We start from the raw sequence: 24,635 nt of genomic DNA on the forward strand, positions 1-24,635 counted from the left end.
CAAGCTCAATCGAGCGGGCCCGCGTCAGTGCTTGACCCGCGAGACGGCCAGTGCGGCCAGTGCGTCCACCCGCGCGGGCGAGGGCGCGGCGTCGGTGACGATCTGACTGATCGTGATCTCGGTCTGCCCGAGCGTGGCATCGACCCGGTACAGGTTGACCGTGACCTCGCCCTGCGGTCCGGAAACGTCGGCGACGACGCGGAAGGCGAACACCTCGTCGGCGCCGGTGACGTTCGCCTTGGTCGGCTTCACCGACAGCGCTCGCACGTCGACCGCGGCCTTCTCCACGTCGTCGGTGATCTGGTTGGCGAAGCAGTTGGCATGTCCGGGGCGCCCGGTTGCCTGCGCGGTGGTGATTGCCGTCCGAGCGGATCCGACCACGTCCGCGCTCGTCACGATCAGCGTTTTCCCTTTGCTGTAAGTGATTCCGTAGTCGCGGCCGGCGAAGTGCGGGGGCGTGAGACCCAGGCAGTGGTACAGGTCCGCCTCGACGGAGTCGTCGGTCGGGTCGTGTTCGGTCGGTGTGCCGGTCCAGCCGGGAAGGTCGCCGGCGCGCAGCACCCCGAGGGCGGCCTGGGCGCGGTCGGGCCCGGTCCCGCCGGGCCGCGACCCGGCGGTGTTGCCCATGGGCAGGCTCATCGCTGCCGTGGGTTGCGCACTAGGACCGGAGGTCGAGCCGGGCGCGGCGGTGCGGGCGGCCGGCGTTCCGCATGCGGCGAGCGTTATCGCCGGCAGCACGAGTGCCGCCGTTGCAGCCCGACGCCGCACCGGTGGTCGGTCAGTGCCCAGGGGTGAGGATGGGCAGCCCGGTCAGGATCCGGTACAGGTCGAGTTTGGCGGCCTCGATGGAGCGGGCCGGGTCAAGGGAGACGTCGATGCCGAGGGGCTGCGCAGGGGCAGGGCTCATCTGGGCCGTGGTTCGAGTGTCGGGTGCCGTGGTCCCCGGACCTGCCGCGGCTATGGCCGGGACACCGTTTCTAGGGTCGGTGAGGGGTCCCCGGACGGACAGGTGCCGCCGGCCGGCTGCCGGCGAGGGCACGGATCGGGTATGGCCGGCTACGGCGAGGTGTGGCCCCCCGCCCGCGTGCAGGAACGCCATCTCCGTACGGTGCACCTGCGGGCCGGCGAGGGTCGCCCCGAGGGCCCCCATCGCGAACCCGACGCAGACCAGCGCACTACCTGCCGCAGTCCGTCTCATGGTCGCTGCCTCGCAAACGCGTCGCCCGCTGGACTTCGGATCGTACGCCGCACCCCCCGGTCCCGTACACCGGCACGCAGGGGCGCGCTTCCTGGCCGACTGCGGTTGGCTGAACATGGTCGGGACGAGCGTGGCTGAGCGGAGAGGGCCTGATGCGCGTGGCGGCGGATACGCCCTCGATCGACCCCGTAGCGCGACGCTCGGTCTGGATCGCGGCGCTCGGGACCGTCGTTGAGTGGTACGACTTCAGCCTCTACCTCTACTTGACGCCGGTACTGGGCCGCGTCTTCTTCCACAGCCAGAACGCGTCGATCCGCACCTACGGGGTGTTCGCCGCCGCCTACCTGATGCGTCCGGTGGGGGCCATGTTCTTCGGTCACTTCGGCGATCGGATCGGCCGACGCTTCACCCTGGTCATCTCGGCCGGGGTGATGGCCGCGGCCATGGCGATCACGGCGCTGCTGCCCTCGTACGCGCAGATCGGTCCGTACGCGGGCGTGCTGTTGTCGGTCCTGCGTGGCCTGATGGGGTTCTCGGTCGGCGGTGAGTACACCGGCGTCCTCGTCTATCTGCTCGAGGTCACCGGCCCACGACGCCGGGGGTACGTGGCCAGTTGGGCCCCGGCCACCAGTCAGATCGGGGCGCTTCTCGCAGTGGGCCTGGCGACCTTGTTCACCGCCGAACTGCCGACCGACGCGTTGGATGCCTGGGGCTGGCGGGTTCTCTACGGCCTCGGGGCGTTGCTGGCAACCGGCACGTTGATCGCCCGCCGTTCGTTGCGCGAGACCCCGAGCTTCGATCGGCTGCGGGCGCAGGGACGGATCTCGCGCGCCCCGCTTCGCGATGTCCTGCAGCACCAGCGTCGCGGGGTGCTGGCGGCCTTCGCCATGAGTGCGCTCGGCTCGGTCTCCTACTACGTCGCCATCGCCTACGTGCCCACGTTCCTGTCCGAGGTTGTCGGGAGGTCCCCGGTCAGTTCCCTGGCCTTGTCGACGATCGCCGCCGCCATCGTCTTCGCGGTCACGCCGGTCATCGGGTGGCTGGCCGATGTCACCGGTCGCAAGCCGGTGATGGTGGTCAGCGCCCTGGCCATCGCGCTTCCCGCCCTGCCGCTCTTCGCCCTGCTGAGCGCGGGGACCTTCGGACCGACACTCGCGGCCATGGTGGCGCTCGCTGTTCCGGCGGCGGCGGCGAGCGCGGTGTTCGCGTCCGCAATCCCGGAGCAGCTCGCCACCGCAGGCCGATTCAGCGGGCTCGCCCTCGGCTACAACGCGGCCACCGCGCTGTTCGGCGGGCTCAGTCCGCTGATCGCCTCGGTGCTCGTCTCCGCCACGGGTTGGCGGCTGGCGCCCGCGGTTTTCCTGCTGGGCACGGGATTGCTCGTCCTGCCGCTCCTGATCCGGCTGCCCGAGACTGCGCACCAGCCGCTGTCCGACGCACCCCCGGGCTGATCACTCCTGGGCCGGACTGAGCAGGTCGGTCATGCGTTGGATGCTCATGGTCTCGGTGGCCGAGGCGATGTCGCCGGATGCGAGCGCGGCCGCGGCCTGCGCCAGCGCGGCCATCACATGTCGGTACAGCGAGCCGCCGAGGCTGATCCGCCGGACGCCGACCGCCTGCAGCTCGAAGACCGTTAGTTTCTTGTCCATCGGGGACACCACGACGTTGACCGGCTTCGGGGCGACCGCCGCAACGATCGTCCGCACGGCCGCCAGGTCGGGCAGGAAGGGCGCGTAGAGCACGTCGACGCCGGCTTCGGCGAAGGCGGTCAGCCGGCGGACGGTGTCGTCGAGGTCGGGCCTGCCGTGGACGAAGTTGTCGCAGCGGCCGGTCAGCACGATCCGGCCGCGGGCCGCGGCCACCGCGTGCCGAATCCGGTCCACCGCCTCGTCGAACGGCCGGATCGGGTTCCGCGGGTCGCCGCTGGTGTCCTCGACGCCGATCCCGGCCAACCCGGCCTCGACGGCCACGTCGACCGTGGCCGCCACGTCCGCCCCGGTGCGGCCGTAGCCGTCCTCGAAGTCGCCGTTGATCGGCAACCCGGACAGCCGGCCGAGCAGCACGGCGTGCGCGAGGTGCTCCTGGAGGCTGACGGCGTGCCGGGCGTCGAGGCGGCCGAGGCTCGCCGCGAGCGCGAGTGAGGAGGTGCCGATCGCTTCGAAACCGGCGTCGGCCAGCAGCAGCGCCGACAGGCCGTCCCACGCGTTGGGCATCACCAGGCCGCCGTCGCGGGCGTGCAGGGCGAGGAAACGCTCGTAGATCTCCGACCCGGCAGTCATGACCGACACGTTATGGCCTCAGCCGGCGAGCGCCGACCCGGTCAGGAGCAACGGTGCGGTCGACGCGGACCGTCGCTGCGGCGGGGCGGGTGGATCCGTCCCGTGGTCGGGCGCTGCGCAGGCGGTAAGGACCGCACCAGCGAACTGGGCATCTCCAGGACCTCGTACTCGGCTATCCCGGCGACCACCGCCGGGTCGGCCTGGCCGAGGCCGCGGACCTGCTCCACGTTCTCGGCGGCGACCACGGCCAGGCCCCAGACCCCGAGCGCTCCGGCCACGGGGCCGGCGACGACGACCCGGCCCGCGTCGACCAGCGCGGCCCAGTAGGCCAGGTGTTCCCCGATCGCTGTGTCGGCCCGGGGATCGCCGCCCTCCCGCTGGTGCGGAATGAGGCGGTAGACGAAGTGTCGGGTGCTGGTCATTGCTCTGACCTTCCGCTCGGCTGAGTCACTTGTCTCGCCCGACCGGATCGCCGTCGAACCACTTCGCCTGCAACTGCTCGAGCACGTCCAGTTGGGCGGACAGTCGGGTCCACGCGTCGCCGGCGGCGGTATCGATCCCGGCGGGCTCCTCGATCGCCACGGCGCGGGGTTCGATGACCTCCGCCGCAGGAGCCGACCGCGGGGGGATGATCTGGACCGGGCCGGGCTGCCGCGGAATCAACGGCGTGGCAACGGCTTCCGGCCGCGCGGTGCGTCGGCGAACGGTGCGCAAGGTGTCGACGGCGACCGCGACCAGGCAGAGCAGACCGGTCAGCCACGCGGCGGCGCCGAACCCTGCCCAGATGACCGGGTAGTTGCCCGCCAGCGCCCCACCCAGAGTCACCCAGGCACCCGCGCCGGCCAGCGCCGATGCGTAGCCGGCGAGCACGAGGCGGAAGCGGGCGGATCGCGGCGCGGGAATCGAGGCTGTCGGGTCTGCCTCGACCTGCAACTGCGGCAGCGGGCGCGCGGGCCGCTCGATCGGCTCGGCCGGGTTGCCGCCCCAGTGCTCGCCGGCCGGGACCTGCTCGCCCTTCATCAGGAACGAGGCCGTCCCGATCACCGCGTCCTCGCCGACCGTGACGCCGTAGTGGATGAAGGCACCCGGACCGAGCGTGACCCCGTCGCCGAGGTAGGTCCGGTCGGACTTGAACGCCCCGTCCTCCTGCGAGTGGTTCTGCACGGTCCCCGTGGAGTTCAGCGTGACGTGGTCGCCGATGTGCACGTAACACCGCTCGACGAACCCGGCGCCGTCGTCGAACAGGCGCTTGCCGATCTTGGCGCCCTGCAGCCGCCAGCACAGGCCCTTGAACACAGTGCCGTTGAAGATCTGCACGAAGGTGTGCGAGGGGATCTTCCAGTAGCGCTCGTGACGCCAGAAAGCCTTGCTGTAGATGGAAACGCCGTCCGGTGCCAGGGTCGCCCAGCGGGTGACGGCGCGTTCGGTGGCCGTGTAGAACGCGAACAGGAACAGCGCGAACCCGGCGTCGCAGGCCACCAGGGCCCAGGTGCCCAGTGAGTCCCAGAGTTCGCCGGCGACCTCGGCGGCGATGAAGCCGGCGAAGATCACGAACCAGCGCACCAGCAGGAACCACATCAGGGTCACCGCGTTGTGGCGGTTCTTGCGGCGCAGGCCGCGGCGCAGCTCCTGCGGGTCGGTCACGGCGAGGCCGTGGTCGCGGGCGACCGTGCGGGGGATCTCGATGGGCGGTGAGCCGAGCAGCCCGACGCCCTCCCGCACCGGCCCGTCGATCGGGACCATCACCATCGTGGCCAGCAGACAGTTGTCGCCGGTGCGACCGGCGGCCGGGTAGACGACGTGGTTGCCGAGGAAGTTGTCGGCCCCGATCGCCACCGGGGAGATCCGGAACGTCGTCGCGGAGTAGTCGACGTTGGTCGCCATCAGCCCGTCGGCGACCACGGTGCCCTTGCCGACCGACACGGCGAACGGGTCGTCGTGCATCACGACGCCGAAGTTGGTGCCGGTCTGGACGTAGGGCTTCAGCCGCCAGCCGACCATCCGCAGGTAGTGCACGACGAACGAGCAGTCCGCGGCCATGGTGGCGTAGAACTTCATGTTGGTGACCCGGGTGTTGAACCGCAGCAGCGCGTGGCGGATGCCGTGCAACGGGTACACGCGACCGGGTCGGACGAACCGCCCGACCAGTCGGGTCACCACGGCCAACAGCGGCAGCCCGACCAGGACCGGCCCGAGGAACACCAGCGCCGAGATGCCCGCCGCGATGCCGTAGAACGAGGCCGTGTCCAGCCTGCCGTCGCCCCAGCCGGTGCCGGTCAGATAGCTGGGCAGCACGTACAGCCCCGCCAGGATCAGCAGGCTCAACGGAATCCCGAAGGCCACCAGGTTCAGCAGTTGGAAGACGCCGAACCGGATGCGCCGCCCGTGGATCGGCCAACGTTCCTCGATCGTGCGGAAATCGGCGCCACCGGCGCGGGCCGGGCAGCCGTGCCAACGTTCGCCGGCCGGCACGATCTGGCCGCGGTACAGCGCGGAGGCGTGGCCGAGTTGGGAGTCATCGCCCATCACGGTGTCGATGTCCAGCACCGAACGGGTCCCGACCAGCACCCGGTCGCCGATGGTGACCGTACCGATGCGGATGACCCCGGCCTGCGCGTGGTAGCCGGACAGCATCACGTTCTTGTGCAGGATCGACCGGGACCCGATGCTGACCAGGTCGGTGCACACCGGGATCTGGGCGGCCAGGATCGTGGTGCCGCGGCCGACCCGGGCACCGAGTGCCCGCAGGTAGAGGTTGAGCAGCGGAGAGCCGGACAGCAGGTGGATCAGGGGGTTCTTCTGGACCACTGACTTGACCACCCAGAAGCGCAGGTAGCCCCACGACCAGATGCGGATCTCGGTCGGCTTCCAGCGCCCGACGAGCAACCACTTCACGCCCACCGGCACGACGAACGCCGCCGTCACCAAGGCACCGGAGAAGGCCAGGGTCCGCAGGTAGGTGTCCAGGAGACCGTCGGCGCCGGTCAACCAATCGTCGGCCAGCACCATCACGGTCGCCAGCGCGACGGGTAGGGCCAGCAGCAACACCGCCTGCGCGAGACCACAGAGGAAGTACTGGATCCGGCCGACCGGCGCGACCGGAGCCGAGCCGGGCGCCGGCTCGGCGAGCAGCGCAGGTTGCGGCACGACCACCGACTCGGCCAGGTCGTTCGCCGGGTCGGCGGTCACGGCGGCAGGTCCGGCGGCAGGGTCGGCGGTCGCAGCCAGGTGCGTGGCCAACGCCGCCAGGCTGGGTGAGCGGTAGACGTCCTTCATCGACACCTTGGGCAGATCCGCGCGCTTGCGGACGCGCGAGCAGAACTTCGCCATGGTCAGTGAATCGGCGCCGAGGTCCTCGAAGAAGCCCGCCGCCGGATCGATTGCAGCGGTCCCCAACACCTCGCCGAGGATCTCGGCGAACTCGGCCGCCAACTGCTTGGCGGACCGGCCCTCTATGTAGGTCGTCACCCGAACCCCCTTGGACCAACCAGGCGGCACAGGTGCCGACGCACACACAGAGTGACCGGGGTCCGGGGGTCGCGCAGCCCGATGATGCCAAGATGTCGATCACATTAGCCTGACGTTAACCATGAGCGGGCGAAGGGATCCGCCGGAACTTCCGGCCACTTCACGACAATCCGCGCCCTGTCCGGACACCCCGGCGTCCCTGATCTGATGACACGTCACTTGTTGCGCTCAGTGACGGTTCTGCCCGTTTCGTCGAGTCGGACGATCGTCCGCCGGGGTGGGTGACAACCCGGCGCGTCGTCACATCAGTCACACCAGTAACAGACAAACTGGATCTCGACAGACCCAACTGAAAGCACTCCGGACACCGTCGGGGGGCGGGGAAGGAGTGGGATGGCCGAAGGCGACGGGCGTCCGGAGAATCGCCCGGGCGGTCCAGTCCTGGCTGCCCGGCCGAGGAACCAGTGGCTGTGGCGACGCCTGACCCGACGGGGCAAGGTCGTGGTCAGCGGCGGGACGGCGCTGATGCTGGTCAGCGGGTGCGCCGGAGGGTTGTACCTGAAACTGGCGGGCAACGTCGGCGTCGAGGCGATCGACGTCGTCGGAGCTCGGCCGACCGACTCGGGCGTCGGGCAGAACATCCTGGTGCTGGGTTCGCAGTCCCGCGCGGGCCAGGTGGGGGCCACGCTCGGGGATCGCGGGGACTCCGAGGAACTGTCCGACACCGCGATGCTCGTGCACCTGTCCGGCGACATGAAGCACGCGGTGGTCACCTCGATCCCGCGCGACCTGATTGTGCCCCGGCCCGCCTGCGTCTCCCGTAAGGCTGACTACCGGCTGATCCCGGCCTCGGCGGGCGACATGTTCAACCGGGCGATGAACCTGGGTGGGCCGTCCTGTGCGGTGGCCACCGTCGAGCACATGACCAACCTGCGGGTCGACCACTTCATCAAGGTGAACTTCAACGGCTTCCGCGGGATCGTCGATGCGCTCGGTGGAATCGACGTCTGCGTGCCCGCGCCCGGCATCCACGACTGGCGCAGCGGCCTGAACCTCGATCCCGGTCGGCACACGATCCGCGACCAGGAGGCGCTGGCGTTCGTCCGCGACCGGCACGGCGTCGGCGGCGGCGGGGACCTGGACCGCATCAAGATGCAGCAGGCATTCCTGTCCTCGTTGGCGCAGAAGGTGCAGAGCGCAGGAACCCTGAGCAATCCGGTCACGCTCTACAAACTGGCGAACGCCGCTACCGCGTCGCTGACCGTGGATCCCGGCCTGGGCTCGATCCGGAAGCTGGTCTCGCTGGCCCGGCAGCTGCGTGGGCTGACCACGCACGACATCACGTTCATCACCGCCCCGACCACCGACGACCCAAACAACCGCAACCGGGTCGTCCCGATGCAGCCCGGGTTCGACCAGATCTTCCAGGACATGTCGGCCGACCGACCGATCGACGCCTCCGCATTCCGGCCTGCCAAGCGTTCGTCCGCCGCCGCGGTGCGAGTGCAGTCCTTGCATCCGGTCAACGGCGCCGCGGCGGTCTTGGTCCGCGTGCTCAACGCGACCCATCGCCGCGGTCAGGCGGCCGAGGTCGCCAAGGGCCTGCGGCGTATGGGTTTCCGGGTCGTCGGGGTCGGCTCGACCCACGCCGGTTCCGCGACCGGCCTGTCGGCCGGTGAGGGCGACACCTTGCTGAAATCGGTGCTGCGCGGCCCGGTCGCCGCCCAGCCGACACCGGGCAAGCAGCACGGCCTGACGCTGACGATCGGCACCGACTTCGGCGGTCTGCACCAGCCCACTGCGGCATCGGGAACCAACCTGGCGCCGGATCCCTCGGCCGACACAGGCGATTCTGCCACCGCGAACGCGAATGGCGATGCCCCGGGCGCGGACTCGACCGCCGATGCGCTGCCCGCGGCCTTGGCCCGGTCCGCGGACGGGGACATCTGCAGCGGGCTGCCCAAGCCGCGCGGCGACGCCGCCGTCAAGCCGCGTCCGGCACCGAAACCCGCGCCGACGGCGCTGCCCGGTGCGCTCGGCGACCAGCCGGGGGCCGATCCGAGTGCGGTGCTCGCGCCGGTCGCACCGGCAGTGCCGACACCCGTCGCGCCGAGGCCGGAAGGTGCGCAGCCGCAACTGAAGGAGACCCGGCCGAACGGCTGACACCGCTTTCTGACTGCCCGTCACCCAGGAGCCCGCGTCCCAAGGCCTGTGGCCCGCGCGTTTGTGCTCCCAGCCTCCGGTAAGTATCGCAATACGACAGAAAAGGTCGAACGGGCCGCTGCCGGGTAGGCCGTTCGGGCACCGACAGCTCGCACTGTCGGGCCGGGCGAAGGGGAGTGGGCACCGATGGCGGACGAGCGAGGCCGGGTCGTGGTTGTGACCGGAGCTAGCGGCGGGATCGGCCGGGCGTGTGCGCAGGCCTTTGCCGCGCGCGGCGACAAGGTGGCGTTGCTGGCCCGCGGCGGCAGCGGGCTGGCGGGTGCTGCTTCGGACGTCGAGCGAGCCGGTGGCACGGCGCTGCCGATCGAGGTGGACGTCGCCGACGCGGCCGCGGTCATGGACGCGGCCGGGCGGGCGGAGTCGGAGTTCGGGCCGATCGACGTGTGGGTGAACGTTGCGTTCACCTCGGTGTTCGCCCCGTTCATGCAGATCGAGCCGGACGAGTTCAAGCGGGTCACCGAGGTCAACTATCTGGGTTACGTCTACGCGACTCGGGCCGCGCTGACCCGGATGCTGCCGCGCGACCGGGGCGCGATCGTGCAGGTCGGCTCGGCGTTGGCCTACCGCGGGATTCCGTTGCAGTCGGCGTACTGCGGTTCCAAGCACGCGATCCAGGGTTTCCACGACTCGCTGCGCTGCGAGTTGCTGCACGAGCGCAGCAATGTCTCGGTGACGATGGTCCAGATGCCGGCGGTGAACACCCCGCAGTTCTCCTGGGTGTTGTCCCGGATGCCGCGGCGGCCGCAACCGGTGCCGCCGATCTACCAACCGGAGGTGGCGGCGCGTGCCGTCCTGTACGCCGCGGATCACCCCCGTCGGCGGGAGTACTGGGTCGGCGGGACCACCGCGGCGACGTTGATCGCGAACAAGTTGGCCGCGGGCCTGCTCGACCGCTACCTGGCCCGCACCGGATTCTCGGCGCAGCAGACCGACGAACCTGCCCCGCCCGACGCCCCAGTGAACCTCTGGGAGCCCGCCGACGGCCCGGCCGGGCAGGACTTCGGGGCGCACGGGCGCTTCGACGACAGGGCCACGGCACGCAGCGCTCAGCTCTGGGCCTCCCAGCACCACGGGCTGCTCGGTGCGCTCGGCGCGGGCGTGCTGGTCGCGGCCGCCACCGCTCGAGCGGTTACGAAGTGACAATCAGTCAGAAAGTGCCACCGCTGTCGAAGGCCCTGTTGTTGCGGGCTGGGTGGGGAACGTTGTTGACCCTGGCCGGTTGAGCCTCGCGGTCGCGGTCGCGGTCGCGCTGCGAGGCGGGTGGTCCAGTTCGGGCGCAGGTCGGTCCGATTCGCCGGATTCGTTGCTGTGCCGGGGTTTTTCACGACTCGGAACCGTACTTTCGGCCGGCCCTGCGCCGGCCGAACGGCCGATCCAGTGGGTCGAAATCGACGGGACGATCTCCCAGGATAGATCTTGGGAGGGGCCTGCCTTGTCCGAATTGTTCACCGTCAGCGACGATTTCTCACTCGCGATCGGGCTGCGTTCCGCGTTCGTGCTCGGTTACGCGCTGGATCACGATCCGTTGAGCCCGCAGCGTCTGGCCGGTGCCGGCGCGCTTGTCGAGGTCGGCGTTCCGTCCGACGGTGGCACAGTCTTCGGCCTGCAGTGGGACCTGGACCTGGTGGCCGAGCGGCATGCCGTGATCCTTAACGGTGACGACGCCCAGGAGTTCGAGGGCATCGACGAGGCCGTCGAGGAGATGGTCCTGGACACCCGTGTCCGGGCCCCCCACCGGCGCCGCACGTTCCAGTCGATGATCGAGCGTTACGTCGACCCGGCCGGTGGCAGCGAGCCGGTGCCGGGCGCGATCGCCGGCCGGATGCTGGCTGCGATCCTGCCCGCAGCCGTGCCCGGCCGCGCCGACCCGGTGATGGCCCGGTCGGTCGAGCTCATGGCGCTCACGCACTTCACCGCGCCGGTGGCGCTGCGCTGGGACGCGCTCGATGCACTGCTGAACCGCCTCTACCCGGGCATCTCGTGGAACGAGGGCCGCCAGGCCGGGCGCATTGCCCCGCAGCGGCCCGCCTCCGCCGACTCCGCCGAGCACGTCGGCGACAGCGCCGCCCGCTGACGGTCAGTCAGATTCAGGTCTGCCCGGCAACACCCCTGCCCCGCGCCGTGTCGCGCCCGCACCGACGAACCAGGAAGATGCCATGGACCGAGACCCGTACCTCGCTGAGCAAGCCCGCCTGCAGGCGGCCTGGGCTGCCGACATGAAATGGCTCAAGGAGATGCCGGCTCGGGTCGAGGCCGAGTTCCGGGCCGACGCGAAGAAGCAGCGCCGTCTCGACCGGCAGAGCCACGCGGCCCAAGCGTTGGGGTTGCCGGTCGGCATGATGTGGCTCGGGATGTTCCTCCTGGCCCCGTTGTTCGTCGCGATCGGCTTCCTGCTCGCCTGACAAGAACTGCGCGCAGGTGCGGCGCCGGCATCCGTCAGCGCCGGCGCGAGCCCCAGCAGGACCGCACCTCGTCGACCTCGACGGGGTCGATCGGCGTCTCGCTCAACTCGGTGAGTTCCGTGCGGTCCACCCGCAGGCCGTCGAGGAGGATCGCCAGGTAGCGCCGCCAGAGTTCGGGCCGGACCTCACGGGTGAACTCGGCGACGGCCGCGATCATCCGCAGCAGCATCGGGAAGTCAGTCGGGACGACGTCGGCCCGCAGGTGTCCATCGGCCTGCGCCCGCGCGAAGATCTCACCGACGATCGGCTGCATCCGTTCGCGCACCGCAGCCCGGCCCTGGTTCTCCGGGCGGCAGATCATCGCCTCGAACAGGCCCTGGTCGGTGGCGATCATCGCGCCGAGTGCCTCGAACAGCAGGTTCAGCGCGACCCAGGAATCCGGCTCCTCCAGGGCCGCGGAGGCGAGCGTCGCGACCTGGGCCAGGCGCTCCTGGAACAGCGCCTCGACCAGTTCTTCCCGGTTGGCGAAGCGCCGGTAGACGGTGCCCACGCCGAGGCCCGCATGCGCGGCGATCTCGTCGAGTGTGGCGTCCAGGCCGCGCGCGGCGAACACTTCCCCGGCGGCGGTCAGGATCCGTTCCCGATTGCGCGCGGCATCGGCTCGCAGCGGCTTCTCATCCGTTCGCACGATCCACAGACTACCCATAAACCGGAGGCGGAACCTCCGGATCGCTCGTAACGTCTCAGGTGAACCGGAGGACTTGCCTCCGCTTGGAGGGGGAACCTGCGATGACCCAGACCATTCCGCTGCCGCGCTCCGCGGCGGAGGCCGAGCCAAGGGTTTCGCACCGTTGGCTCGCGCTCGCGATCCTGGGCGTTGCCCAGTTGATGGTCGTCCTCGACGCGACGATCATGAACGTCGCGCTGCCGTCGGCGCAGCGCGCCCTCGGTTTCTCCGACGCCGATCGCCAGTGGGTGGTCACGGCCTACGCGTTGAGCTTCGGCAGCCTGCTGCTGCTCGGCGGGCGACTCGGTGACCTGATCGGTCGCCGGGCGACCTTCATGATCGGCCTCGTCGGGTTCGCGACGGCCTCGGCGGTCGGCGGCGCGGCCCAGAACTTCGCGATGCTGGCCAGTGCCCGGGCCGCGCAGGGCGTCTTCGCCGCGCTGCTCGCGCCTGCCGCGTTGGGCCTGCTGACCACCACGTTCACCGACCCGAAGGAGCGCGCCAAGGCCTTCGGCATCTTCAGCGCGCTGGCCGGTACCGGCGGCGCGATCGGCCTGCTGCTCGGGGGCGCGCTGACCACCTACGCGTCGTGGCGCTGGGCGCTGTACATCAACCTCGGGTTCGCCGCCATCGCGTTGTTCGGTACCGCCCGACTGCTGCCGAGGATGGTGCGCAGCGGGTCCGTGCACCTGGACTGGTGGGGCACGCTGACCGCCTCGGCCGGTCTGTTCAGCCTGGTCTACGGCATCTCGCACGCCGAGACCGCCGGTTGGGCCGACGGGGTCACGGTGGGCTCTCTCGTGGTCTCCGCGCTGCTGCTGGTCACGTTCGCCTGGACGCAGACCAAGGTTGAGCACCCGCTGCTGCCGCCGCGTGTGGTCCTGGACCGCAACCGCGCCGGCTCGTACCTGGCGATGCTGGTGGTCGGCTCCGGGATGTTCGCGGTGTTCCTGTTCCTGACCTACTACCTGCAGCAGACGGTGGGCTTCTCAGCCATCCGCACCGGCATCGCGTTCCTGCCGATGGTCGCCGCCCTGGTGGCCGCAGCGCAGGTCACCGCGCTGGTCCTGCTGCGCAGGCTCGGGGCCCGGATCCTGATCCCGACGGGCATGGCGATCGCCGCCGTCGGCCTCGCGCTGCTCGCCCGCATCGGTGTCGACACCGGATACGCGACCCATGTCCTGCCCGGCCTGATCGTGATGGGCCTCGGCATCGGTGTCGTCTTTGCCACCGCGATGCAGACCGCGATCGCCGGGGTCGAGCACCGCGACGCCGGGGTCGCGTCGGCGATGGTCAACACCGTCCAGCAGGTCGGCGGCTCGATCGGCGTCGCGCTGCTCGGCACGATCGCCGGCGACGCGGTCTCCAGCTACCTGTCGGGCAAGGGCGTGCCGACCCCGGCGCTGCTGCAGGCCGCCGCGGTGCACTCGTACACGACGACCTTCTGGTGGGCCGCCGGGATCCTCGCGATCGGCGCCGGTCTCGTCGGAGCAGTGCTCCCGTCGGGCACCGCGGCGCCCGTCGCGCAGACCGCGAGCACCGAGCCGGTGATGGTCCACTGACGCACCGTCAGACGTAGGTCACGAGGCCCCGCCCGGGAAACCGCGCGGGGCCTCGTCGGTTCGGTGTAACCCTGCTTCCCGGCGCCGGAGACACGGACGATGGAATGGTCGGATGAAGGTGTTCGTGATCGGGGCGGCCGGCGGGATCGGACGGCGGTTGGCCACGTTGCTGACTGCCCGCGGCGACGCGGTGACCGGCATGCATCGCAAGCCCGAGCAGCACGAGACGATCGCCGCGGCCGGGGCTGTCGCACTGCCCGGTGACCTGATCGCCGACTCCGTCGCGGAGTTGGCCGACCGGATGAGCGGCCACGACGCGGTGGTCTTCTCCGCCGGCGCGCACGGTACCGGGATGGACCAGACCACGCTGATCGACGGGACGGGCTTGGAGAAAGCCGCCGCGGCCGCCGCTGCGGCTGGTGTGCGCCGGTTCGTGCTGGTCTCGGCCTTCCCGGAGGCCGGACGTGGCGCACAACGCGGTGAGCGCTTCGAGCACTACATGCAGGTGAAGAAAAGTGCTGATGCCCATCTGACCCGCACCGACCTGGGATGGGTGATCGTGCGACCGGGCACCCTGCGCGACGACCCCGGCGACGGTCTGGTGGCCGCCTGGCCGGCGCTGGAGTACGGGTTCGTGTGCCGCGACAACGTGGCGGCGTTCCTCGCGGCTGTGCTTCCTGAGTCGCGACTGACCCGCACGATCGTCGAACTGACCGACGGCCGGACACCCGCTGCGGACGCGGTTGCCGCGCTCGTGCGGCTGCAGAACCGCTAGCTCGCGGGCGGGCTTGCGCCGGGGCGGACTGTCTGTGCCCCGACGCAAGCCAGGTCAGCGTCGGGTCAGCCGGTGAACGGCTGGGTGCCGGCGACCAGGCGCAGTTGGCGCAGCGACGCGTCGTGGGCACGGGCCCACTCGATCTCGTGAGCCAGGTCCGAGACCTGGTTGGCCCCGGGCAGCGGCGCGAACTCGAGTGTGGAGAGGTCGCCGAGGGCTCGGCCCTGGCCGTCGAGCACGGCCGACCCGGAGTCGCCCGGGATGCCTGGCGTCAGGGTGTAGATCGAGTGGCTCCAGCCGCCGGCATCGTCACCCAGGCTGGCGCCCTGTTTGGGGGAGAGCAGCGCGATGCCCTGCCGCAGCGGGGAGTTGCCGTAGGACACGACGGTGTCGCCGGCGTGGGTCCCGGTGGTGTTGAGCCCGACCGGTCCGCCGAACACCGGCACCGACGGATTGGCCTTGGCGACCGCGGAGTCCGGCAGGCGAATCAACGCCAGGTCGTTGTGGGCGCAGGCGTTCGCGTCCTTCTCGTGGCTGGACTGCATTGCCAGCCAAGAGTTGTAGGCGAGAGTGCCGACGATGTCGGTGCCCGCGATCTGGACCGGGGTGCCCAACGGCAGCGACTTGGAGCTGCACCCGTCGGTCTCGTTCGCCGAACCGGTACCCGAGCAGTGGGCGGCCTGTCCGAGGTAGGTGTGGCCGAGTCCGTCGACGTAGAGGAAGTTCGACGTGCACGCCGCGTCCTTGGTGACGGTGACGACGCCGGGATGCACCAGCGCGGTGGCCACCGGCGCCCACCGGCCGCCGGAGAACACCAGTGAATCCGCCCCGCCGCCCGGTGTCGTGGCAGCCACAGCCGAACCGGCCGCGCCGAGGGACGCCACCCCGACGATCGCGGCGATCAGTGGCCGCGTCACCTGACCGCCGCGCCCACGCAGGACGGCGGAACCCGAACCACGACGATGCCGACCGCAAGACCTGTTCATGCTCACCTCGAGTGGAGACGCTTCCGGCCCCGGGGTAGCCGGGCCGGCTGGGGGGTTGTCCGCACAGGTTCGGCGCTGCGGGACATAGTCAGTATTACTCGGAAAAATCAGCGAAGACGGGCATCGGACGCCTCAATTCCGACGCGGGAAACCGTTGTGTGGGTGGAAAACCGGACGAATCGGACGAAAACGTCCATCGCGGTTTCCTCCCGACCGACGCGCCGTTCCGGATCAAGCACACAATCAGGAAATACCCGCGTCAGTTAAGGGACTTGCCTGGCAAAAGGCCGCGAAGATCACCGAACGGTAAGAGGTCGGACAACTCGCCACGGCGACCTAAGGGGCGCCCGTCGGGGTGGCGGTGGGCGTGGGGCTCGCGCTGGGCGTCGCAGGTGACGGGACGACGGCGAAGGCCCCGGCCTGGTGCGGTCCGGCGCCGATGCTGAAGGTCGCGCTGCCGGACCGGCCGGTGTCGACCTTCCAGTAATCGGACAAGTACCGGCCAGGTTGCGGCTCCGCGGCGGCGACGGTCCCGTCGGGCAGCTGCTTCCACGAGTCCGATCCGCTCGCCGCCGCCGCGTCGCACTCCCGCGCCGGCTCGGTGACCGCGCGCCCGTGGTCGTCGATGATGCAGTCGCCCGCGATGTCGTAGACCAGGCCGAAGCCTTCGCCGTCGAGAGTCTTCTGGACCCAGCGCTGGCTGACGCTGCCCGGTTCGCAGGAGCGCAGGTGCAGGGACGCGTCGGGGGAGCGGTCCAAGCACTTGGGCCCGCCCTGGACGGAGACCCGGACCGTGAACGGGGTGGGGACCGGGGGGAAGCCGGTGCTGGGATGAACGGCACCCGAACCACCCGGCGGCGGATTCGTGGCGCCGGCCGGCGCGATCGTCCCGGCCAGGATCGCCAGCACTGACACGGCTCCGGCAGCCACGGTACGAACTGCTGCGGTCATCTCCCGTCCCCTCCGATTCGGGGAAAATTTACCGGTTCGCGCCGCATTCGTCCGGAATGTCCACGCGGGCAACGGTTCCCGCGGTCGGCTCATCGGTCAGGTGATCACCGGCCGGTGGCCGCTGTCGGCGCCGGTCGCGGACCCGTCGAGCAGTTGGCGTCCGCCGAGGGGTTGGCGAAGCGTGGTGTCCACGGCAGTCGCGGCGGCGTAGTCCGGGCAGGCGCGGCCCGCGTCCTTGGGATCGCCTCCGACATAGAGCGTCAGCGTCACCGTGGTTGCGGTCCAGGCGGCGGAGACGTGGTCGACCTGGTCGCAGGCACCGCTCCAGAAGTACAGCCGCACCGTGTTCCCGGACAGTGTCTGGGCCTGGGCCCAGCTGACCGGCCGCGGGTTCAGGGCGCCGGTTTGGGCGGACACCAACCGGGAGTGCCCGGGCCCGGGCAGGTTCGGGGCGGGCGCGGTGCCGCCGGCGGGCGCCGTACCGGGCGTGGCGGGGGGCTGCGTGGTCGCGGCCTCGACGGTCGTGCCGACACCACAGCCTGCGCAGGCCAGCGCCACCGTCGCCATCAGTAGCGCGGATCGAACTCCTCGTCCGGTGAACGACATCGGCCCTGCCTCCCCGTGCATTTGCGCGGTCGCTGTTGTCGCCCGCCACTTCTTGGACGGTGGGGGCCGGCGTTTCGTTCGCCGCCTCCGACACGCCGCCGGCGTTCACAGACTTCTCGAAGGAGGTTCTCAGACGATCTCCAACCCGGCGCCGGAACATTGTCGAGGACCCGGTGCATTCGACCTTGGACGTGACGCTTTGGACCTTCGTGTGATCCGCGGTTCGCAGCGGTTGGTCGGTCCGCGCGCCGCGGCCGACGACGTGACCGAGGCCGCCTCCGAGCCGACGCGCTCGGGTCCCGCGCCCGCGGCGCGGCCGCGCCGATCGTGGTGGCGCTCGGCGGGTTGGAGCCTGCGGACCCGCCTGCTGGCCGCTGTCCTGGCGTTGATGGCGATGGTGTTCCTGGCCGTCGGCGTGGTCAGCGTCCTGCAGATGCGCAGCTATCTCCAGGGCCGCCTGGACAGCGACGTGGCCTCGGCCGCGGGCCGCACCGTCGCGTCGTTGAACGGACCGCCGGGACATCAGAACTCGGGGCTGTTCACCCTCGGCCAGCAGGCCGGCACGGTGATCGCGACCGTCCAGAACAACCAGGTGACCGCGGCGGTCGTCCTGACCCGCGGCGGCGTCTCCGGTCAGGTGCAGGGCACCAGTGGGTCGGTGGCCACGCTGCTCACCGTGCCGGTCGACGGCCGGGAGCACACCCGTGACCTCGGGCCGGGCCTGGGCACCTACCGGTTGCTGGCAGTGCACACGAGCAACGGGGTGGTCGCGATCACCGGGCTGCCGACCTCGGCGGTCGACGCGACGGTGTTCCGGCTGTCCGCGGTGATCGTGCTGGTCGCGGCCGGCGGCCTGCTGCTGACCGTGGTGGCCGGCGCGGCGATCATCCGGCTGGCGCTGCGTCCGCTGCGTCGCGTCGCGAGCACGGCCCGGGCGGTCTCGGCGCTTCCCCTGCACGAGGGCGAGGTGGCCCTGGCGGTCCGCGTGCCGGACGAGTACACCGACCCGGGCACCGAGGTAGGCCAGGTCGGGGCCGCGTTGAACAGCATGCTGGGCCACGTCGCGCAGGCCCTGACGGTGCGTCAGGAATCCGAGACTCGGGTTCGGCGATTCGTCGCCGACGCGAGCCACGAGTTGCGCACGCCGCTGGCCGCGATCCGGGGGTACACCGAACTGACCCGCCGCAGCCCGGAGCCGGTGCCCGGCGACGTCTCCTACGCCATCGACCGCGTTCAGTCCCAGGCCGTGCGGATGACCGGACTGGTCGAGGACCTGCTGCTGCTGGCCAGCCTGGACTCCGGTCGGCCGCTGGACCGCGAACCGGTCGACCTGACCGGTGTGCTGATGGGCGCGATCTCCGACGCGCACGCCGCAGGCCCGGATCATGACTGGCGCCTGGAACTGCCCGACGACCCGATGGTGACCGTGCTGGGTGAGGAGGCCCGGCTGACCCAGGTGGTGGTGAATCTGCTCGCCAACGCCCGCACCCACACCCCGCCCGGGACGCGAGTGGTCGCCGGGCTGCACCGCGCCGGCAACCAGGCCGTGCTGATCGTGACCGACGACGGCCCGGGCATCCCCGAGCAACTCCAGCCGGAGGTGTTCGAGCGTTTCGCCCGTGGCGATGCCTCCCGCAGCCGGGCCGCCGGCAGCACCGGGCTCGGCCTGTCGATCGTCTCGGCCATCGTCGCCGCCCACCAGGGCCACGTGGAGTTGCAGAGCCGGCCGGGATGCACGACCTTCACCGTGCGGCTCCCGCTCGAGGGTGTCTGACCGGGACCGGTATATCTTGATGTCAAGATACCTTCGTCGCGGAGGCAGCCGTGTGGGATCCGCAGGTCTATCTGCAGTTCGAGTCCGAGCGCACCCGTCCGGTTCAGGATCTGCTGTCCCGGGTGGACGTCGTGGCACCGACCCGGGTGGTCGACCTGGGGTGCGGTACCGGCACGTCCACCCGGCTGCTGTGCCGGCGTTGGCCGCAGGCCGGCGTGCTCGGCGTCGACTCCTCGGCGCGGATGGTCGAGGCCGCGCTGCGCGAACCGGCGCCGCCCGGGTCCGGTGAGCCGCGCTATGAACTCGGCGACGCCGCTTCCTGGCGCAGCGGGACCTCGGTGGACGTGCTGTTCTCCAACGCCTTGCTGCAGTGGGTTCCGGGGCATCTGGAGTTGTTCGGCGGGTGGGTCCAGGCCCTGGCCCCGGGCGGGCGCCTGGCCTTCAGCGTCCCGGACAACTTCGACGAGCCGGCCCACCTGCTCCTCGCGCGATTGTGCGCGACGGCCCCGTGGAGCGGCCTGCTCGACGGGCGGGTTGAGCGGCGCAGCGACCGGGTGCACTCGTTGCCGGTCTACGCGGACAGCTTGCTGGCGGCCGGCGCCGACGTGGAGGCTTGGACGACCACCTACCTACATCGGTTGACCGGCCCGGACCCGGTGCTGGCGTGGATGAGCGGTACCGGCCTGCGACCGGTGCTGACGGCGTTGGAGGCCGATCCGGCCGCCGCGCAGGAGTTCCTCGAGACCTACCGCGCAATGTTGCGCGAGGCCTACCCGGCAGACCGTGCCGGAGCAACCCCGATGCCCTTCCGGCGGTTGTTCGTCGTGGCTCGGGTCTGACGGCACGTCAGGAACGAACTGCCCAGGCACTACGCTTGCGCACCGTGCTTCCCGTGCTGACGGCCACCCGATACATCACGCCGTTGCGGGAGGGCGGTTCGCTGCCCGGGCTGATGGAGACCGACGACCTGGGCATCTACGTCGTGAAGTTCCGTGGGGCCGGGCAGGGCCGCAAGGCGCTGATCGCCGAGGTGATCTGCGCCCGCCTCGCCCGGGCACTGGGGCTGCCGGTGCCCGACCTCGCGATCGTCGACCTGGACCCGTTGCTGGCTCCCGCGGAGCCCGACGAGGAGGTCCAGGACCTGCTGCGCCGTAGCGCGGGCCACAACCTGGGCATCGACTTCCTGCCCGGCTCCCTGGACTTCGACCCGGCCGTGTTCGAGGGCGACCCGACGTTGTCCGGGCGGGTGCTGTGGTTCGACGCCCTGACGCAGAACGTCGACCGGTCCTGGCGCAACCCGAACATGCTGCACTGGCACGGGCGGCTGGTGCTGATCGACCACGGCGCCGCATTGGTCTTCCACCATGACTGGAACCGGTCGCAGGCCTCGATCGCCCGGCCCTACGACGCGGAGCAGCACGCACTGATCCGCTTCGGGCCCGACGTGCCGGCGGCCGCGGCGGCGCTGGCTCCGCTGGTCACCGACGACGCGCTGAGCGGCGCGGTCGCCGACGTCCCCGACGAGTGGCTGTCCGACGAGCCCGGCTTCGACTCCCCGCAAGCGGTGCGGGAGGCGTACGTCGCCCGGCTGAAGGCACGGCTGGCGGCACAGGCCGAATGGTTGCCCCCGTTGGCCGCCTGGGCGGCCCGGGCGCCGGTCCCGGACACCACGACCGAGGCCGCCCGGGCCCGCCCGGCCTGGCTGAAGCGGGGCAGGCCGTGAACGCGCCGCGGCGGCACGTGTTCGAGTACGCCGCCCTGCAGGTGGTGCCGCGGGTGGAACGTGGGGAGCGGATGAACGCGGGACTTCTGCTGTACTGCAAGGGATTGGACTACCTCGGGGCCCGGGTGCATCTGGACGTGGACCGACTGCGGGCCCTCGACCCGTTTGCCGACCCGGAAGCGGTGCTGCGCGGGTTGGCGGCGGCGGCGCGCATCTGCGCCGGGGAGGGACCGGCCGGCGAGGAGGACCTGCTGCGCCGCTTCCGGTGGCTGACCGCGCCGCGCAGCACCGTCGTGCAACCCGGGCCGGTGCACACCGGGCTGACCGGCGATCCGGACTCCGAAGCCGACCGGCTGATGGCGTTGCTGGTCCTGGCCGTGGAAGCGCAAAAGCCGGCCCGGAAAGACAGCTGACGTCTCGTCAGGTCAGTGGGAGCGCTGCTTGAGACGGTCGATGTCGAGCAACACCACCGCGCGGGGTTCGAGGCGCAGCCAGCCGCGGTTGCCGAAGTCGGCCAGCGCCTTGTTCACGGTCTCCCGGGATGCGCCGACGAGTTGCGCCAACTCCTCCTGGGTGAGGTCGTGCCAGACGTGGACGCCCTCGTCCTTGGGGGTCCCGAAGCGGGTCGAGAGCTCCAGCAGGGTCTTGGCCACGCGGGCGGGGACGTCGGAGAAGACCAGGTCGGCGACGACCTCCCGGCTCTGGCGCATCCGGTGCGAGAGCTGGCGCAACAACGCCAGCGCCACCTCCGGGCGACTTTCCAGCCAGGGCCGCAGGTCGTGGTTGCTCAACGCGTACAGTCGGGCCTCGGTGACGGCGGTGGCCGTGCCGGAGCGACAGTCGGGGTCGAACAACGACAGCTCGCCGAACTCCTCGCCGGGACCGAGCAGTTTCAGCAGGGTAGATCGTCCGTCGGGGGCCGCCCGACCGATCTTGATCTTCCCCTCGGCGATCACATACATCCGATCGCTCTGGTCGCCTTCGTGGAACAACACCTGGCCGCGTTTGAGGTCCACCCGGCGCATCGACTCCTCGAGGTCGGCGGCCGCCTCGTCGTCGAGCCCCGAGAACAGCGGTGCCTTCCTGACCATGTAATCGGTCACGGGCCCTCCTGCGCGCCACGGAGGCGGGCGCCACCGGACTGACACACTGTAACTCCGCGAGTGGCGTACGTCACACCACATCACCGGTCAGTCGGCACATGGTCAGGCTTCCCGGACGTCCTCGGTCGGCAGCGGGAACAGCGCGAGCGCCTCCAGCGCCGCCGTGCGCACGGCATCGTCGCCACCGGACCACTGTGCCGCCAGACACTGCCGCAGGCTGCGTCGGGAGGTGACGGTGCGCAGCAACTCGAAGGCCTCGGCCCGCAGCGTCAGCGCGGGCCCGCCGGCGCCGAGCACGACGTCCACGGGGGCGTCGGTCGCGACCAACCGCAGCGCGGGCACCCCGGCCTGCTCGTAGGGCTCGACACGAGAGCTCAGCAGGGCCGCGGTCATCGCGACCAGGTGCGGATCCTCGCGCAGCACGGGCAGCCCGACGGCCGCGCGGATGTCCTGCTCGTGCGTCCAGTAGCCGAGCTCGAGCCGGAACAGCCCCGGGTCGGCCGCGAGGAGCGCGGCCATCGGCGGCAGCAGCCCGGACCACTCGGCGCAGATCTCGTGCAGCCGAAGAGTGGCGCGCGCCTTCAACTGCGCGTCCGTCCACTCCGGGCTGCCGCGGCCTTCGACCCGCCCCAGGAGGGTGTCGGCAGTCGCCCCGACCAGGTGTCGATAGGTGTCGACCACCGTCCAGTCCGGCGTCGGCGCCGGGACGATCGCCCGCTGTTCCGGGGTCAGTCTGGGGGCGAGGTCGAGCAGCCGGACCGTGACCGCGGTGTAGATCTGCGCCGGTTGCAACTCGATGCACTCCCGTCTTGTCGGTCGCAGATTACGGGTCGGCCGTGATCCGCCGCAGCCGGGCGTACATCGGAGTTGTGCGCAGCGTCTGCTCCCGCGCCGGCAGGTCGATCTCCAGATGCAGGGTGGCCGGTTCGTCGAAGCGCATCCGGGCACCCACGTCGGTGAGCACGGCGCGCATGGTGAGGTTGTCGGTGAGCACCTGGCCCTCGAAGCGGGTGACGCCTGCCCGCAGGGCCTCGAGCACCAGTGCGTCGAGCAGCAGACGGCCGATCCCGTGGCCCTGGTAGGGGTCCACGACGGTCAGCGCGACCTCGGCGACCAGCGGGTCGTCCAGGCGCACGTAGCGTGCGACGCCGACCAGGACGTCGTGCTCGTCCTCCCGGGTCAGCGCGATCCAGGCGAAGCGGTCGACGCCGTCGACCTCGGTCATCGCGATCAGCATCTGGGTCGTGAGTTCGGGGATCCCGGAGAAGAACCGCAGGTGGCGATTGCGCGGCGACATCCGACCGAAACCCTCCCGGATCCGGGCCTTGTCGTCGGGCCGGACCGGGCGGACCCACAGGCTCCTGCCGTCCTCCAGTTCGAACTCCGCGCACGGCGCGGTAAGGGCCTCGACGCAGTCGCCGTTCTCGTCCGACCGCATCTGAATGACCACGGTCGCCTCCCTCACTCGTCGTCGGGCACAACAACCGACGCGCGGGGCAGCATCCCGGGTGAGAGACCCGGTTCCGGCGGAACGTCAGCGGGTCGTCGAATCCAGGATCGGGGGCAACGGCGGCAGCAGCGGCAGGTCGGGTGAACGGAACGGCACGGCATAGATCGCGATCCCGTTGGGAACCGACCGTTGGTGGCCGTCCTCCACGCTGTTGCGGACGGTGTCGTGGCCGGTGGCGGGATCCCGGGCGACCAGCGTGGCGGAGCCACCGCCGTCCAGGTAGACGCCTTGGTCGCAATGCAGGCGTTCGAGGACCTCGGCGAGTTCCTGCGGGGTGAGGCCGGTGGAGTCCTCCTCGCGACCGTCCGTGGAGACCAGGCGCAGCACGCGTCCGTCGTCGGCGATCCCGACCGCACTGCGGGGTTCGGCCTGGTCCGCGTCGAGGCCGGGCAGCGGTCGGTGGTCGCGCAGCAGTCGGTGTGCGCCCACGGCGAACGTGAACGGCACCCGACTGGTCGAGGCCAGCCAGTAGGCGACCGCCACCGGCGTGCCGACCCGCAGCTTGCGCAACCGGTCGGCGCCCGCTCCCCGGCCCACCAGATCGAGGGTCCCGGATGGGATCGAACTGGCCATGAGGGTGTCCGAAACTTCCGCGACCAGGCCGTTGTGGACGGTCACTTCCCGGGTGTTGTGGGTGCATGGCCCGGACCGGTCGTCGTCGTGCCCGCAGGCCGCTCGCGCCCGGGAAGCCGTGCCCCACTGCGGGGTGAACACGCCGATCGAGTTCTGCGGCAACGCGTACTGGTTCAGGCCGGCCACCGGCAGTGTGCCCAGGGGAGTGCGGATGTGACCGTGCAGGGTCAGCGCAGCGGTCCGGGCCCGGCCGTCGACGCCGACACCGATCACCTCCGCGGTGTCGCCCGGCGGCGGCGTCCAGCCGTACCGCTGGCCCGGGGGGACCGCGGCCTTCAGCGCGATCCCGTCCATCATCGCCGGTCCGGAGGCGGACCCAGTTGCCGGGACGCCGGGGTGCTGGTCGTCGCTGATGTCGAAGAAGTCGCCGTTGATCGCGGCCACGGCGTCCTGTGCGTCGGCCATCTGGGCGACCGGTTGCCGGGCGCTGACCGCCCCCGGGTACAGCAGGCCGGCTCGTACCCCGGGCTGCCGCAGGTCGACGGTCACGACGTGGACGTGCGCGACCCCGTGCGAAGTGGGCACGTCGAACGCCTGGTACTCAACGCCCAGGGCGATCAGCTCCCGCTGTGCGTCGGAGTGGTCCGCCGCGACCGCGGCAGTGGACAGGCCCCCGCAGGCGAGAAGGGCCGCAACGCACCTGATGATCATGAAAACATCTTGCCGGTCGGCGAGCCTCCGCCGGTGCAGGCAGGTCGGAAATTGCCGGTGGCGC

General features: G+C 70.9%; 24 protein-coding genes. 11 read left to right on the plus strand and 13 right to left on the minus strand.

Annotated features, from left to right (window positions below; all coding sequences use genetic code 11):
- Positions 1 to 24: 24 nt before the first annotated feature.
- Together VHU88_15450 and VHU88_15455 are read right to left on the minus strand one after the other, a co-directional pair.
- A complete protein-coding gene (locus VHU88_15450) occupies positions 25 to 639 on the minus strand; it encodes a hypothetical protein (protein ID HEX3613082.1) in 615 nt (204 codons plus the stop codon).
- 139 nt (positions 640 to 778) lie between these two features.
- Positions 779 to 907 carry a hypothetical protein gene (locus tag VHU88_15455; protein HEX3613083.1) on the minus strand — a complete coding sequence of 43 codons (129 nt, stop codon included), beginning with the start codon at positions 905 to 907 and terminating at the stop codon, positions 779 to 781.
- A gap of 443 nt (positions 908 to 1,350) precedes the next feature.
- On the opposite strand from VHU88_15455, the gene VHU88_15460 reads away from it, so the two are divergent.
- Positions 1,351 to 2,649: an MFS transporter gene (locus VHU88_15460; GenBank protein HEX3613084.1), complete on the plus strand. Its 1,299-nt coding sequence runs from the start codon at positions 1,351 to 1,353 to the stop codon at positions 2,647 to 2,649.
- Here the strand turns inward: VHU88_15460 and VHU88_15465 are convergent, their stop codons facing one another.
- From VHU88_15465 to VHU88_15475, 3 genes are read right to left on the minus strand one after another with little or no spacing between them, the layout of a single operon-like run.
- Positions 2,650 to 3,477 (minus strand): isocitrate lyase/phosphoenolpyruvate mutase family protein, encoded by an 828-nt coding sequence (locus VHU88_15465; GenBank protein ID HEX3613085.1) that lies wholly within the window; start codon positions 3,475 to 3,477, stop codon positions 2,650 to 2,652. It lies immediately after the preceding gene.
- A gap of 41 nt (positions 3,478 to 3,518) precedes the next feature.
- On the minus strand, positions 3,519 to 3,899 hold the full coding sequence (locus VHU88_15470; GenBank protein ID HEX3613086.1) for a YciI family protein: 381 nt from the start codon (positions 3,897 to 3,899) through the stop codon (positions 3,519 to 3,521).
- 25 nt (positions 3,900 to 3,924) lie between these two features.
- Positions 3,925 to 6,945 carry a Pls/PosA family non-ribosomal peptide synthetase gene (locus VHU88_15475; protein ID HEX3613087.1) on the minus strand — a complete coding sequence of 1,007 codons (3,021 nt, stop codon included), beginning with the start codon at positions 6,943 to 6,945 and terminating at the stop codon, positions 3,925 to 3,927.
- Positions 6,946 to 7,338: 393 nt separating this feature from the next.
- Between VHU88_15475 and VHU88_15480 the strand changes: the two genes are divergently transcribed.
- The 4 genes from VHU88_15480 (at position 7,339) to VHU88_15495 (ending at position 11,570) form a co-directional block, all read left to right on the plus strand.
- On the plus strand, positions 7,339 to 9,108 hold the full coding sequence (locus VHU88_15480) for an LCP family protein (protein HEX3613088.1): 1,770 nt from the start codon (positions 7,339 to 7,341) through the stop codon (positions 9,106 to 9,108).
- 186 nt (positions 9,109 to 9,294) lie between these two features.
- Positions 9,295 to 10,308 carry an SDR family oxidoreductase gene (locus VHU88_15485; protein ID HEX3613089.1) on the plus strand — a complete coding sequence of 338 codons (1,014 nt, stop codon included), beginning with the start codon at positions 9,295 to 9,297 and terminating at the stop codon, positions 10,306 to 10,308.
- Between the two features lie 292 nt (positions 10,309 to 10,600).
- Entirely contained in the window at positions 10,601 to 11,242 is a 642-nt protein-coding gene (locus VHU88_15490) for a hypothetical protein (GenBank protein ID HEX3613090.1), read from the plus strand.
- 82 nt (positions 11,243 to 11,324) lie between these two features.
- Positions 11,325 to 11,570 (plus strand): hypothetical protein, encoded by a 246-nt coding sequence (locus tag VHU88_15495; GenBank protein ID HEX3613091.1) that lies wholly within the window; start codon positions 11,325 to 11,327, stop codon positions 11,568 to 11,570.
- 34 nt (positions 11,571 to 11,604) lie between these two features.
- On the opposite strand, the gene VHU88_15500 is transcribed toward VHU88_15495, so the two are convergent.
- On the minus strand, positions 11,605 to 12,258 hold the full coding sequence (locus tag VHU88_15500) for a helix-turn-helix domain-containing protein (protein HEX3613092.1): 654 nt from the start codon (positions 12,256 to 12,258) through the stop codon (positions 11,605 to 11,607).
- Positions 12,259 to 12,359: 101 nt separating this feature from the next.
- Between VHU88_15500 and VHU88_15505 the strand changes: the two genes are divergently transcribed.
- Both VHU88_15505 and VHU88_15510 read left to right on the plus strand, forming a co-directional pair.
- Positions 12,360 to 13,859, plus strand: coding sequence for an MFS transporter (locus VHU88_15505; protein ID HEX3613093.1), 1,500 nt, complete (start codon positions 12,360 to 12,362; stop codon positions 13,857 to 13,859).
- A gap of 112 nt (positions 13,860 to 13,971) precedes the next feature.
- Positions 13,972 to 14,634 (plus strand): NAD(P)H-binding protein, encoded by a 663-nt coding sequence (locus VHU88_15510; protein HEX3613094.1) that lies wholly within the window; start codon positions 13,972 to 13,974, stop codon positions 14,632 to 14,634.
- A gap of 65 nt (positions 14,635 to 14,699) precedes the next feature.
- Here the strand turns inward: VHU88_15510 and VHU88_15515 are convergent, their stop codons facing one another.
- The 3 genes from VHU88_15515 to VHU88_15525 form a co-directional block, all read right to left on the minus strand.
- The gene (locus VHU88_15515; GenBank protein ID HEX3613095.1) at positions 14,700 to 15,551 is read right to left on the minus strand and encodes a serine protease; all 852 of its coding nucleotides are present in this window, start codon (positions 15,549 to 15,551) and stop codon (positions 14,700 to 14,702) included.
- Between the two features lie 405 nt (positions 15,552 to 15,956).
- Positions 15,957 to 16,571, minus strand: coding sequence for a hypothetical protein (locus tag VHU88_15520; GenBank protein ID HEX3613096.1), 615 nt, complete (start codon positions 16,569 to 16,571; stop codon positions 15,957 to 15,959).
- Positions 16,572 to 16,667: 96 nt separating this feature from the next.
- Positions 16,668 to 17,177 (minus strand): hypothetical protein, encoded by a 510-nt coding sequence (locus VHU88_15525; protein HEX3613097.1) that lies wholly within the window; start codon positions 17,175 to 17,177, stop codon positions 16,668 to 16,670.
- 199 nt (positions 17,178 to 17,376) lie between these two features.
- On the opposite strand from VHU88_15525, the gene VHU88_15530 reads away from it, so the two are divergent.
- The 4 genes from VHU88_15530 to VHU88_15545 are packed head-to-tail and all read left to right on the plus strand — an operon-like array spanning position 17,377 to position 21,087.
- A complete protein-coding gene (locus tag VHU88_15530; protein ID HEX3613098.1) occupies positions 17,377 to 18,951 on the plus strand; it encodes a HAMP domain-containing sensor histidine kinase in 1,575 nt (524 codons plus the stop codon).
- A 50-nt stretch (positions 18,952 to 19,001) separates the two neighbouring features.
- Positions 19,002 to 19,790, plus strand: coding sequence for a methyltransferase domain-containing protein (locus tag VHU88_15535; GenBank protein ID HEX3613099.1), 789 nt, complete (start codon positions 19,002 to 19,004; stop codon positions 19,788 to 19,790).
- Between the two features lie 53 nt (positions 19,791 to 19,843).
- The gene (locus VHU88_15540; protein HEX3613100.1) at positions 19,844 to 20,674 is read left to right on the plus strand and encodes a HipA family kinase; all 831 of its coding nucleotides are present in this window, start codon (positions 19,844 to 19,846) and stop codon (positions 20,672 to 20,674) included.
- Entirely contained in the window at positions 20,671 to 21,087 is a 417-nt protein-coding gene (locus tag VHU88_15545) for a DUF3037 domain-containing protein (GenBank protein ID HEX3613101.1), read from the plus strand. The genes VHU88_15540 and VHU88_15545 overlap by 4 nt, the downstream gene beginning before the upstream one ends.
- Before the next feature lie 12 nt (positions 21,088 to 21,099).
- Here the strand turns inward: VHU88_15545 and VHU88_15550 are convergent, their stop codons facing one another.
- The 4 genes from VHU88_15550 to VHU88_15565 form a co-directional block, all read right to left on the minus strand.
- Positions 21,100 to 21,765, minus strand: coding sequence for a Crp/Fnr family transcriptional regulator (locus VHU88_15550; protein ID HEX3613102.1), 666 nt, complete (start codon positions 21,763 to 21,765; stop codon positions 21,100 to 21,102).
- A gap of 114 nt (positions 21,766 to 21,879) precedes the next feature.
- Positions 21,880 to 22,569, minus strand: coding sequence for a hypothetical protein (locus tag VHU88_15555; GenBank protein ID HEX3613103.1), 690 nt, complete (start codon positions 22,567 to 22,569; stop codon positions 21,880 to 21,882).
- Between the two features lie 31 nt (positions 22,570 to 22,600).
- Positions 22,601 to 23,227 carry a GNAT family N-acetyltransferase gene (locus VHU88_15560; protein HEX3613104.1) on the minus strand — a complete coding sequence of 209 codons (627 nt, stop codon included), beginning with the start codon at positions 23,225 to 23,227 and terminating at the stop codon, positions 22,601 to 22,603.
- Between the two features lie 84 nt (positions 23,228 to 23,311).
- Positions 23,312 to 24,571: a phosphodiester glycosidase family protein gene (locus VHU88_15565; protein HEX3613105.1), complete on the minus strand. Its 1,260-nt coding sequence runs from the start codon at positions 24,569 to 24,571 to the stop codon at positions 23,312 to 23,314.
- Between the last annotated feature and the right edge of the window lie 64 nt (positions 24,572 to 24,635).

It is taken from the genome of Sporichthyaceae bacterium (assembly GCA_036269075.1).
Classification (GTDB): domain Bacteria; phylum Actinomycetota; class Actinomycetes; order Sporichthyales; family Sporichthyaceae; genus DASQPJ01.